Below are 10,928 nucleotides of genomic sequence, written 5' to 3'. Positions count from 1 at the left end.
ACGCCGCTCCGGCATCGGACCGCTCGACCGCGGTCCGCCCGAACGGCCACAGGATGAAGCCGGCGATCCGGAACGAAGCGATCCCGAACGGGATCGTGATGATCAGGATGCAACAGATGATGCCGGCGACCACGTAGGCAAGTGCCATCCAAATGCCGCAGAAAATGAGCCAGATGACATTGAGGATGAACTTGATCGGCTTCATGGGTCGTACCTTCTCACGTCGCGCGTGCTTGCTGCCACGACTGGCCCTTGCCCGCCCGCGGGCGTGTTCACGCCCCGGGGGGACGCTTCCCAGGGGGAGGTCAGGGTGCCGCCGGGGGTGGTAGCCGAGGCCGGACCGGGACCTGGACGGGCTGGTTCAGGCGGGGCGGGGGATGTAGGCGAGGCCGTGGGCACCGGGTTCGGCGCGCTTGGGGACGGTGAGGCGGGAGACGCGGGTGAGGGTGTCGAGGGCGATGACGTCGACGGTGGAGGAGACGACGCCGGAGACGTAGGCGAAGCGGCCGTCGGGGGAGGACGTGATGGTCAGGGGGAAGAGGCCGACCTCGACGGAACCGAGGTGTCGGTGGTCGTCGGCGGAGAAGACGGTGAGCCGGCCGGGGAGTTGGCGGCCCAGCCCGGTCTCCTCGCCGGGGGCCGAGTGGATCTCGCCGGCCAGCAGCCTGCCGGTGGAGGTGAGGTGGACCGGGAGCGCGGCGGACCCGGTCGGGAGGGTGTCGACGACCGAGGCCGACCCGGCGTCGATGACGCGGATGCCGGGGATGGCACCGGGTGTCCCGGCGAAGCCGAGGTAGGGCCCGGCGACGTACGCCCGGGTGCCGTCGGCGGAGACGGCGACGCCCTCGCTGCCCGGGACCTCGACCTTGGCGGTCAGGACGCCACGCTCCAGGTCGACCACGGAGACGAACGGGGCCTCCTTGTTGGTGGCGAAGCCGGTGCGCCCGTCCGGGGAGACGGCGAACCAGTGCGGCCCGGGGGCGTCGGTGTCGATCCGGCCGATCGGGCGGCGGGTCCCGGTGTCGATGACCACGACGCCGCCCGGGCGGTCCGGTCCGCCCTCCACGCTGACGTAGAGCCGGTTCCGGGCGGCGTCCAGGGCCAGTCCGTGCGGGCCGTGTTCGGGGGCGAGGTCGACCACCTCGACGATGCGCCGGGTGTCGGCGTCGATGACGGTCAGTTCGGTGCGCTTGCCGCTGTGGGCGTGGTAGTAGCCCGAGTCGTAGGCGGTAGTGCACCAGAGCAGCCGCCGGGTCGGGTCGAAGCACAACTCGTGCGGCTCGGCCAGGACTTCGACGGTGTCGAGGAGCCGGTCGGTGGCGGCGTCGAAGAAGGAGACGGTCGGGCCGCTCTGGCTGACGACGGCGAGGACGTCACCGGCGAGGCCGGAACGGTCGACGGGGGACGGGCGCTGTGACATGGGGTCTCCGTGGAACGGGGTTCGTGGACGGCTCCACTCTCGTCCGCCCGGGGACGCCGGAACAATGCAAGGATGAGCATCGAATAGTTGCCCCAGGTGTAAAAGTGCAGTTCAGGAGCCATGCATGATGGACCTCAACCTCCTGCGGGCGTTGGACGCCCTGCTCCAGGAGAACAGTGTGACCCGGGCGGCCGAGCGTCTCGGCAGTTCGCCGGCGGCGGTGAGCCGGACGCTGGCCCGGCTGCGCCGCGCGGTCGGGGACCCGTTGCTGGTGCGGGCCGGGCAGGGGATGGTGCCGACCCCGCGGGCGCTCGAACTGCGGGAGGAGGTCGGCGCGTTGCTGCGCGGCTGCGACAACGTGCTACGGCCCGGAGCCGGGTTCGACGCCGTGCACCTGGACCGCACGTTCACCGTGCAGGCCGGTGAGCTGATGCTGGTGCGGATGGCCGGCGTGCTCACCGAGCGGATCCGGGCGGAGGCCCCGCGGGTGGACGTGGTGTTCCTGCCGGAGGCGCTGGAGGGTGGACCGGCACTGCGGCAGGGGCTGGTCGACGTCGAGGTGGGTGCGCTCGGGCACGTGGACCCGGAGGTCCGCACCCGGCAGCTGCTCCGGGCTCCGCTGGTCGGCGTGGCCCGTGGCGGCCACCCGCTGTTCGACGGCCGCCGGATCACCGCCCGCCGCTTCGCGGAGGCCGACCACATCGGCATCTCGCGGCGCGGCAAGCGCCTCGGGCCGATCGACGGCGCGCTGGCGGAGCTGGGGTTGCGGCGGCGGGTGGCGGTCGTCGTGCCGAGCCACACGAGCGCGATGCTGCTGGCCCGGGACACCGACCTGGTGGCGCTGGGCCTGGCGGACTGGCTGCCGGGCGCCGTCGACGCGCTGGGGCTGCGGACCTTCCCGATTCCGCTCGAACTCGCCCCGATGGAGCTGGGGATGGCCTGGCACCCGCGCAACTCGGCCGATCCGGCGCACCGTTGGTTCCGTGAGCACGTCGCGGCCGCCGTTGTGGACGCGGCGGCGCCGTGACCGGGGAGCGGCCGCGCGACCGCGCGGTCCCGGTACGGATCCCACCGTCCGTACCGGGACCGGCCGTTCGGGGCTACCGGCGGAGCGGCCCCTCGCAGGTGTAGTCGGCGGTGCCGGCCTTGCCGCCGGTCCAGACGTCGACCTTCCCGAAGCTGCAGTTCATGTCGTTGAGGTTGTTGGCCCCCTCGACGTTCTTGGTGCGGGTGAGGATGAAGTAGTCCACGGTGTCGGACATGTCCTTGAAGACCTTGTCCGGGCTGGTGGAGTCGGAGAGGTTGGCGGTGATCCTTCCGGTGCAGACGAAGCGCATCGGCTTGTTGGCCCAGTCGCCGTTGTCCTTGCAGTTCGGCGTGGAGGACGTGGCGGCGGCGAACTCCTCCTGGACGTCGTCGGCCCAGGCGAGGTCGAGGGAGCCGTCGGGGATGAACGTGGTCGACGGGACGTACAGGTTGTCGACGTTCTTGATCTGCGCGTCGAGGAAGGCCGAGTACTCCTTCTGCAGGGCGGCGTCGGCGCCGACGCGGTCGCGCCAGGCGTCGAAGCCGGCCGGGTCGTCGGCGCGCTCGTAGCCGTACATCTCGCGCAGCAGCGAGGGGTGCTGCTGCCAGAGGAACTCGAAGAAGGTGCCGGCGTAGTTGTAGAAGTGGAACGCCGGGGTGTCGGTGTAGCGGGCGTGCAGGAGTTGGGCGACGGTCATCCGGGGGATGCCGGCGGCCTCGTCGGCGGCGAGCTTGCGGACCAGCGACTTGCGGACCAGGATGCCCTGGTCGCGGGTGGAGCCGTCGAAGAACTCCGCGGTGCCCTCGTCCATCGCGGTGGTCTTGTCGTCCGCGTACCAGCGCGGGTCGCCGAAGTAACCGGGCACCGCCCAGCGGCCGTTGAGGTAGTGCACGTACTCGTGGCGGAACAGTTCCTCCAGGGTGAGCTGGGAGTCCTGGGGGACGCGCCGCTGGTAGGTGTAGAAGGTGGCGCCGCGCTCGATGTAGATGCCGCCGTTGCTGGTGCTGTAGCCGGTCAGGATCGGCTGGTAGACCTCGTAGTCGGCGCGCGAGGCGTACAGGTGGATGTGCAGGGTGGTGTTGACGTCGCCGGCGAGCGGCTGGTCGGTGCCGAGTACGCGGAAGTACTGGGTCTTGACCTGCTTGCTCGCGTAGTACATCTGGTCGACGGTGGCCCTGTCGAGGGCGGTGTGGACCTCGATCGCGCCGTTGTCGTAGGTGTACGTGTGGGGGAAGATCTTGGCTTCCAGGTCGGATACGCAGACGCCGTACTGACTGCAGACGCCGTAGGTGGCGGCCCAGCCGATGGCCTTGGCCCACGGGTCGGACCATTCGCCGAAGGCGGCCTTGGTGGCGCCGATCAGCGAGCCGAGGTCGGCGACGGTGGCGTCGTGCAGGGCCGCGATCTGGCCGAAGCGGCCGGCCTCGGCGACGGCGTCGCGGGCGGCCCAGGCGTTCTTGGTGCCCTTGAGGTGACCCCAGGACGCGTACGCGCGGAACGCGGCGCGGTAGTCGGCGTCGGCGGCGACGGCGGCGAGGAAGGCCGGGTCCTGGTTGTATATGCCCAGGTAGTTGAGGTTGAGCGCCTGGAGGACGGCCTTGCCCCAGGCGGCGCTGTCGGCCACCGTGGTACCGGGGGCGAGCATGCCGAGGATGCGCCGGGCGAGGCCGAGGTTGTTCTGGCGCAGGCCGTCGGCGCCGGCGGTGATGGCGGCCTCGCGCAGGACGTTCGCGGCGAGGTCGGTGCGGTCGAAGGCGTGCGCGCTGCCCGCGTACGCCGTGATCGCCTGCTGGACCGCGCCGAGGGTGGCCTGGTCGCCGAGGTTCAACTCGTGGTGGCCGAAGGCGTGGTAGACGGTCGCGTGCAGGTACGTCCAGAGCTCGTAGACGTGCGAGGAGCCGGTGCCGTCGTCGGTGGCGGACAGTTGGGTGATCCGCTTGGCGACGGCCTGGACGTGCGTGTTGTCCATGGTCGTGGTGAAGCGGGCGTCCCAGGTCCACAGGATCGAGTTGAGACAGCCGTCGGCGGTGACCGCCGGATCGGTGAGGAAGGCGACCAACTGGTCGGCGCCGAGACCGGTGAGGCCGTCGAGGGTGCAGGGCACACCGGCGGCGGTGCGCGCGGTGGGGGTGCTGGCCGCAGTCGCGGTGAGCCGGTCGGCAGTGGGCGCGGGCGCGCCGACGTGGTCGGGCAGGAGGCCGGGGACGAGCGTGGTGCCGAGCGAGCCGCCGCCGGGGGCCGGGGCGGGGGCGCCGGGCTTGGCGGTGTCGGTGCCGAGGTGGTCGACGTCGTCGTAGGCGGTGCGCCGGTCGGAGTCGGCCGGGGCGGGTGCGGCGGTGGTGGCCTTCGGCGCGGAGGCGGCCGGTGGTGTCGGGGTGAGGGCCTGGGCGGTCTGCAGGGTGGGCAGCGTGAGCGTGGCGGCCATCGCGGAGGCGAGCAGGACTCGCCTGGCAACGCGGGAAGTTGACACCGGATCTCCTGGAGGGGGAAGGGGCAGGGCGGTGCGAGGCGGCAGTGCCGTGGGTTCCGGCCCGGGACTGCCGGGGACGCGGGGGCGGACGCTGTGGGGTCTGGCCGCCCTCGGTGTGAGCCGTAACATAGCAATGTGAAATTGCACCTGCCAAGAGGGTGAACGAGGTTGGCCCCGGCTCGGTTCGCCGCTCCCCTCCGGGATACCCTGCGGGGGTACGGTTCGGCGGGAGTAGTGGGGAGGCGAAGGATGACGCAGCCACTGCGGTCGTTCGGACCCCGCGTCCCGTGGGGGCCGCGGCTGCTGCTCCTCGCCGCAGTCCTGCTGGGCATCGTGACGATGCACACGCTCGGACACCCGGCCGGGGCGCACGGCGGACACGACCGGCGCCCGGCTGCCCGGCACGCGGCCGGAGCCGAGCAGCGGCTGATGGACGACGACCGCCAGCCGGCGGCCCGTCACCCGGCGGTCCGTCACCCGGCGACCCGTCAATCACAAGCCGGGTACGCAGCCGGCACCGGGCACCGGTTGACGGACGACGATCGTCACCCGGCGGTCCGGCACACGCCAGAGGTCGACCCCGCCGCCGACGGCATGGACCCGATGGCGGTGTGCCTCGCCGTCCTCGCCGGCTGGACCGTGGTGCTCCTCGTCGTCGGCCCGCTGCTGCGTCGCAGCGGTGACGCCGCCGCCGAGGTGCGGGCCCGGCTGCTGCGGGCCGTGCGCGCGCTGCCCCCGCCCGGGGGCGGACGGATCCTCCTCGCCCGGCTTTCGGTGCTGCGTCAGTAGGCGCGCGGCCGCCGTCCCGCGCCCGCGCGCGCTGCGAAGCGCCCGCGTGCGGAACGGCCGACGCGACGTCCTGTACGCCCACACCACCGCACGAGGTGCACTCCGTCATGCGCACACCCACCCGTCGTACCGTCCTCGGCGCCGCGCTCGCGGCCGCCGGGACCGGCCTGCTCGCTGCCTGCTCGTCCGACTCCACGAACGGCATGGACCACTCGTCCGGTAGCCGCGGCGCCACGGGCGGCCCGGCCGCCCCCACCGGTTCCTCCGCCGCCTCCGCCCCCGCCGGTTTCGTCCTGCCGAACGGTCCGGAGGTCGCCGCAGCCGAGGCCCGGCGCAACCCCGGCCCGGAGCGGAAGGTCACGCTCATCGCCGCCGAGACCACCCTCGACCTCGGCGGACGCACCGTCCGCACTTGGGCGTACGGCGACGGCCTGCCGGGCCGGGAGGTCCGCGCCACCGTCGGCGACACGCTCGCCCTCACCCTCGCCAACCACCTGCCGCAGCCCACCTCGCTGCACTGGCACGGCCTCGCGCTGCGCAACGACATGGACGGCGTGCCCGGTCTGACCCAGGCCGCCGTCAAGGCCGGGGCCTCGTTCGACTACCGCTTCGCGCTCGGCCACCCGGGCACGTACTGGTTCCACCCGCACTCCGGCGTCCAGCAGGACCGCGGGCTGTACGCGCCGCTGATCGTGGAGGACCCGAAGGAGCCGCTGCGCTACGACAAGGAGTGGGTCGTCGTCCTGGACGACTGGGTGGACGGTGTCGACGGCAGCACCCCGGACGCCGTCCTCGCCGAACTCGCCAAGGGCATGGGCGGCACGGGCGGCACGGGTGGCATGGACCACGCGGGCGGCTCCGGCCACGACATGTCCGGGACGCCGGGGATGCCGGGGGCGCCCGGTGCCGGGAGCCCGTCGGGCGGCGGCGCCGGGCCGTCCCGGATGCTGATGGGAGCGCGCAGCCCCCTGCTCGGCGGCGACGCCGGCGACGTCGCCCACCCGTTCCACCTGGTCAACGGCCGTCTCCCCGGCGCGCCCGAGACCTTCACCGCCAGGCCCGGCGACCGGATCCGGATCCGGCTGATCAACGCGGGCGGCGACACCGCCTACCGGGTCGCGCTCGGCGGTCACGAGCTGACCGTCACCCACACCGACGGCTTCCCGGTCGAACCGGCCACCACCCAGGCCCTGCTGCTCGGCATGGGCGAGCGCTACGACGTCCTGGTCACCGCGGGGGACGGGGTCTTCCCGCTGACCGCGCTCGCCGAGGGCAAGGGCGCCACCGCGCTGGCCGTGCTGCGCACCGGTGGCGGCGCGGCGCCCGGCGCTTCGGTGCGTCCGGCCGAACTGGACGGCAGGCTGGTCACGGCCGGTTCGCTCAAGGCCGACCCGAGCGTCCGACTGCCCGCCAAGTCCCCCGATCGCACGGTGCAGTTGGAGCTCACCGGCGGCATGGCGAAGGCCGACTGGGCGTTCGACGGCCGGAGGTACGACCCGGCGCAGCGTCACCCGGTGGCGGCGGGCGAGCGGGTGCGGCTGGAGTTCCGCAACAGCACGGGCATGTGGCACCCCGTCCACCTGCACGGCCACAGCTTCGCGCTGCCCGGCGACGGCCCGCGCAAGGACACCGCGATCGTGCTGCCGGGCTCGACGCTGGCCGTCGACTTCGACGCCGACAACCCGGGACTGTGGATGATCCACTGCCACAACGCCTACCACGCGGAGACGGGCATGATGACCGTCCTCGGCTACCGGGCCTGACCCTCCGGACGATCACGAGCCGCGGCGGCGGGACCCCGGTTCCGCTCCGGCGGCTCGTGATCGTCCGGGCGGGCCGTGCGGCACCCGTGCGGCGCCGCCGGGCCCCCGCCCGCCGCGGCACCCGGACCGCGGCGCCGTGCCACCCGCGCCGACCTGCGCCTTCATGACGTTTTCTTAACGCGGGCCGATGACGTCTCCTTAACGGAGGTCGCATAGCCTGGCGCACTGCCGTCGCCCGACGGCGCTTTTACGGGGTCTTTAAACAAGAGGTGTCACGTGGTTTCGTCGGGTCCGACGGGGACGACGGCGGTGGGTACGCCGTCGGCGCGAATACGGTTGCGGAGCTGGCTGCTGGCGGACGTGAGCGCGGAGAAACCCGCGCAGCCGTCCGGCCCGGCCGACGGTCCGGAGGCGCCGCACGAGGGCGCGGCGGCGGGGGACTCCGCCGCGCACGGTGCGCACGCCGGCCAGCGCTGGTGGCGGGTGATGTGCCTGACCGGCCTGGACTACTTCTCGACGCTCGGCTACCAGCCGGGCATCGCCGCCCTCGCCGCGGGCGTGCTGTCGCCGATCGCCACCATCGTGCTGGTGCTCGTCACCCTGTTCGGAGCGCTGCCGGTGTACCACCGCGTGGCCAAGGAGAGCCCGCGCGGCGAGGGCTCGATCTCGATGCTGGAGCGGCTGCTGTCCTTCTGGAAGGGCAAGCTGTTCGTCCTCGCCCTGCTCGGCTTCGCGGCGACGGACTTCATCATCACCATCACGCTGTCCGCCGCCGACGCGAGCGCGCACCTGGTGGAGAATCCCCACCTGACCGGCGTCCTCGGCGGCAAGCAGGTGTTGATCACGCTGCTCCTGGTCGCGCTCCTCGGCGCAGTCTTCCTGAAGGGCTTCAGCGAGGCGATCGGCCTGGCAGTCGCTCTGGTCGGCGTCTACCTGGTGCTCAACGTGGTCGTGGTCGCCGTGGGCCTTTGGAAGATCATCCAGGCTCCGCACGTGATCTCCGACTGGACCGACGCGCTGACCACCCAGCACGGCAACCCGATCCTGATGATCGGCGTGGCGCTGGTGCTCTTCCCGAAGCTCGCACTGGGCATGTCCGGTTTCGAGACCGGTGTCGCGGTGATGCCGCACATCCAGGGAGACCCGGGCGACACCGAGGCGAACCCGACGGGCCGGATCCGCGGCACCCGCAAGCTGCTCACCTCGGCCGCCGTGATCATGAGCTGCTTCCTGATCGCCACCAGCTTCATCACCACGCTGCTCATCCCGGCCGACCAGTTCAAGCCGGGCGGAGACGCCAACGGCCGAGCCCTCGCGTACCTGGCCCACCAGTACCTGGGCGGCGCCTTCGGCAGCGTCTACGACCTCTCGACCATCGCGATCCTCTGGTTCGCCGGTGCCTCGGCGATGGCGGGCATGCTCAACCTGCTCCCCCGCTACCTGCCGCGCTACGGCATGGCCCCGCACTGGGCGCGCGCGGTGCGCCCGATGGTGATCGTGCTCACCCTGGTCGCCTTCCTGATCACCTGGATCTTCGATGCCAACGTGGACGCCCAGGGCGGCGCCTACGCGACCGGTGTGCTGGTGCTGATGAGCTCGGCGGCGATCGCGGTGACCATCGCCGCGTACCGGAAGCGTCAGCGCGGCTGGACCATCGCCTTCGCGGTGATCGCGGCGGTGTTCCTCTACACCACCGTGCTGAACGTCATGGAGCGGCCGGACGGTCTCAAGATCGGCGCCTGCTTCATCGCCGGCATCATCCTGGTCTCGCTGCTGTCGCGGCTGCGCCGCGCCTTCGAGCTGCGGGTCACGAACGTCGAGCTGGACGAGGTGGCGGAACGTTTCATCAGGGACTACGCGCACCGTCCGCTGCGACTCATCGCCAACGAGCCGAGCCACCGCGACAACGCCGAGTACCGCGACAAGATCCGCCAGATCCGCGCCGACAACGACATCCCCGGCGAGGACGACCTGGTCTTCGTCGAGGTGACCGTGCGCGACGCCTCCGACTTCGAGTCCGAGCTGACCGTCCGCGGCGAGGTCCTGCACGGGCGCTACCGGGTGCTCACCCTGGAGAGCTCCAGCATCCCCAACGCGATCGCGGCGCTGGCGCTCACCGTCCGGGACCGCACCGGGCAGCGGCCGCACCTCTACTTCGAGTGGACCGAGGGCAACCCCTTCGCCCAGTTCCTGCGGTTCTTCCTGTTCGGCCAGGGCGAGGTCGCGCCGGTCACCCGCGAGGTGCTGCGCGAAGCCGAGCCCGACCGCTCGCGCCGCCCGCGCGTGCACGTCGGCTGACCCCGGCGCCCCACCACCGCCACGCCGGTCCGTAACCCGGCCCGCACGGCCCGCACGGCCCGTCCGCTCACCCGAGCGGGCGGGCCGTCGGCGTCCCCGGGGGCACGGCGTCCCCGGGGCACGTCCGGCGGCAACCCCGACCGGACACGGCGCCGCCCACGCCCGGGAGGGGAGGGCGTGGGCGGCGGATCAGGGGTGGGGAGAGGACCCGGGAGGGTCAGGAGGGGAGGTCGAGGACCAGACCGGGCTGGATGAGGTCCGGGTCCTCGCCGACGGCGGAGCGGTTCAGGGCGTAGAGGGCGGGCCAGCCGCCCGGGATGCGCAGGCGATCGGCGATGTCGGCGAGGGTGTCGTTCTCGCGGACCGTCCAGGTGCCGTCCGCGGCCGCGGACGCTGCCGGGGCCGCGGGGGCGGCCGGGTGCGACGGGTGCGACGGGCGAGACCGACGCGGCGGGGCGGACGCCGGGGGCGGCGGGGCGCCGTCGCGGTCGCGGTCGCGGCCGCGGGCGGCACGGCCGCCGCACACCGGCCAGGGGGAGAGGCCGCGGTGGCCCGCCAGGTGCTGGGCGACGGCGATCTGCTGGTCGCGGGTGGCCAGGTCGGCGCGCGGGGCGTAGGCGAGACCGCCGTTCTCGCGCCAGGTGGCCTGGTCGAACTGGAGGCCGCCGTAGTAGCCGTTGCCGGTGTTGACGCGCCAGTTCCCGCTGCTCTCGCAGGCCGCCACGCTGTCCCAGTCGTACCGGCCGCCGCCCGGTCGGCCGGGATCGGACCCGGTGTCGCGGCCCGGGGGCGCGGCGTGGGCCGCTGGGGCGGCGAGGGCCACGGCGAGGGCGCAGAGCGCGGTGGGGACCAGACTGCGGAGACGGGCGGTGGTAGGCATGGGCGGCTCTCAGCTCCGGGGACAGGACACGCGCCGTCCGGAGACGGCGCACTCCCACCCATGCACGACGGGTGGGGCACTCGGGCGCCGACACGTCGGGCAGGTCACCCGCACGGCCGCCAGGGACCATCAAGTCGGCCCGCGGCCATCCGGCCGTACCCGCCGAGCGGGCTGCCTCTGCTCGCAGGCCCTGGACGGGGTCGCCGCCGGGCTGCCCGGGTCCCGAATCGGCCCGCAAGGTTGTGCGCAGATGTTCTCCGGCCGGTCGGTGTTCAACTGCC

Annotated in this window: 8 protein-coding genes; 4 read left to right on the top strand and 4 right to left on the bottom strand. The window is 72.9% G+C overall.

Annotation, left to right across the window (positions count from 1 at the left end; translation table 11 throughout):
* The coding region (locus tag ACFV0O_RS26535; RefSeq protein ID WP_380345942.1) for a YccF domain-containing protein at positions 1-205 on the bottom strand (205 nt) is incomplete at its 3' end.
* Between the two features lie 156 nt (positions 206-361).
* The gene (locus tag ACFV0O_RS26530) at positions 362-1,420 is read right to left on the bottom strand and encodes a YncE family protein (protein ID WP_380345941.1); all 1,059 of its coding nucleotides are present in this window, start codon (positions 1,418-1,420) and stop codon (positions 362-364) included.
* Between the two features lie 127 nt (positions 1,421-1,547).
* Between ACFV0O_RS26530 and ACFV0O_RS26525 the strand changes: the two genes are divergently transcribed.
* Complete coding sequence (locus ACFV0O_RS26525; RefSeq protein WP_380345947.1) at positions 1,548-2,447, top strand: LysR family transcriptional regulator; 900 nt, start codon at positions 1,548-1,550, stop codon at positions 2,445-2,447.
* A 73-nt stretch (positions 2,448-2,520) separates the two neighbouring features.
* On the opposite strand, the gene ACFV0O_RS26520 is transcribed toward ACFV0O_RS26525, so the two are convergent.
* Positions 2,521-4,917, bottom strand: coding sequence for a collagenase (locus ACFV0O_RS26520; RefSeq protein ID WP_380345939.1), 2,397 nt, complete (start codon positions 4,915-4,917; stop codon positions 2,521-2,523).
* Between the two features lie 249 nt (positions 4,918-5,166).
* Here ACFV0O_RS26520 and ACFV0O_RS26515 point away from each other — a divergent pair, with 249 nt between their 5' ends.
* The 3 genes from ACFV0O_RS26515 to ACFV0O_RS26505 all read left to right on the top strand — a co-directional run bounded on the left by ACFV0O_RS26515 (position 5,167) and on the right by ACFV0O_RS26505 (position 9,767).
* The gene (locus ACFV0O_RS26515; RefSeq protein ID WP_380345937.1) at positions 5,167-5,706 is read left to right on the top strand and encodes a hypothetical protein; all 540 of its coding nucleotides are present in this window, start codon (positions 5,167-5,169) and stop codon (positions 5,704-5,706) included.
* A 107-nt stretch (positions 5,707-5,813) separates the two neighbouring features.
* The gene (locus ACFV0O_RS26510; protein WP_380345935.1) at positions 5,814-7,469 is read left to right on the top strand and encodes a multicopper oxidase family protein; all 1,656 of its coding nucleotides are present in this window, start codon (positions 5,814-5,816) and stop codon (positions 7,467-7,469) included.
* A 486-nt stretch (positions 7,470-7,955) separates the two neighbouring features.
* On the top strand, positions 7,956-9,767 hold the full coding sequence (locus tag ACFV0O_RS26505) for an amino acid transporter (protein ID WP_380345945.1): 1,812 nt from the start codon (positions 7,956-7,958) through the stop codon (positions 9,765-9,767).
* Positions 9,768-9,984: 217 nt separating this feature from the next.
* Here ACFV0O_RS26505 and ACFV0O_RS26500 read toward each other — a convergent pair whose 3' ends face one another.
* Complete coding sequence (locus ACFV0O_RS26500) at positions 9,985-10,647, bottom strand: transglycosylase family protein (protein WP_380345934.1); 663 nt, start codon at positions 10,645-10,647, stop codon at positions 9,985-9,987.
* Positions 10,648-10,928 lie beyond the last annotated feature (281 nt).

Source organism: Kitasatospora sp. NPDC059577, from assembly GCF_042735475.1.
Lineage (GTDB): Bacteria > Actinomycetota > Actinomycetes > Streptomycetales > Streptomycetaceae > Kitasatospora.
The sequence above is the reverse complement of the archived record's forward strand: the minus strand, read 5'-3'. Positions and strand labels throughout refer to the sequence as shown.

Bases quoted from the DNA above. Each gene is read 5' to 3' on its own strand.
- ACFV0O_RS26525 (WP_380345947.1), top strand. From the start codon at position 1,548: ATGGACCTCAACCTCCTGCGGGCGTTGGACGCCCTGCTCCAGGAGAAC.
- ACFV0O_RS26515 (WP_380345937.1), top strand. From the start codon at position 5,167: ATGACGCAGCCACTGCGGTCGTTCGGACCCCGCGTCCCGTGGGGGCCG.
- ACFV0O_RS26505 (WP_380345945.1), top strand. From the start codon at position 7,956: ATGTGCCTGACCGGCCTGGACTACTTCTCGACGCTCGGCTACCAGCCG.
- ACFV0O_RS26530 (WP_380345941.1), bottom strand. From the start codon at position 1,420: ATGTCACAGCGCCCGTCCCCCGTCGACCGTTCCGGCCTCGCCGGTGAC.
- ACFV0O_RS26510 (WP_380345935.1), top strand. From the start codon at position 5,814: ATGCGCACACCCACCCGTCGTACCGTCCTCGGCGCCGCGCTCGCGGCC.
- ACFV0O_RS26500 (WP_380345934.1), bottom strand. From the start codon at position 10,647: ATGCCTACCACCGCCCGTCTCCGCAGTCTGGTCCCCACCGCGCTCTGC.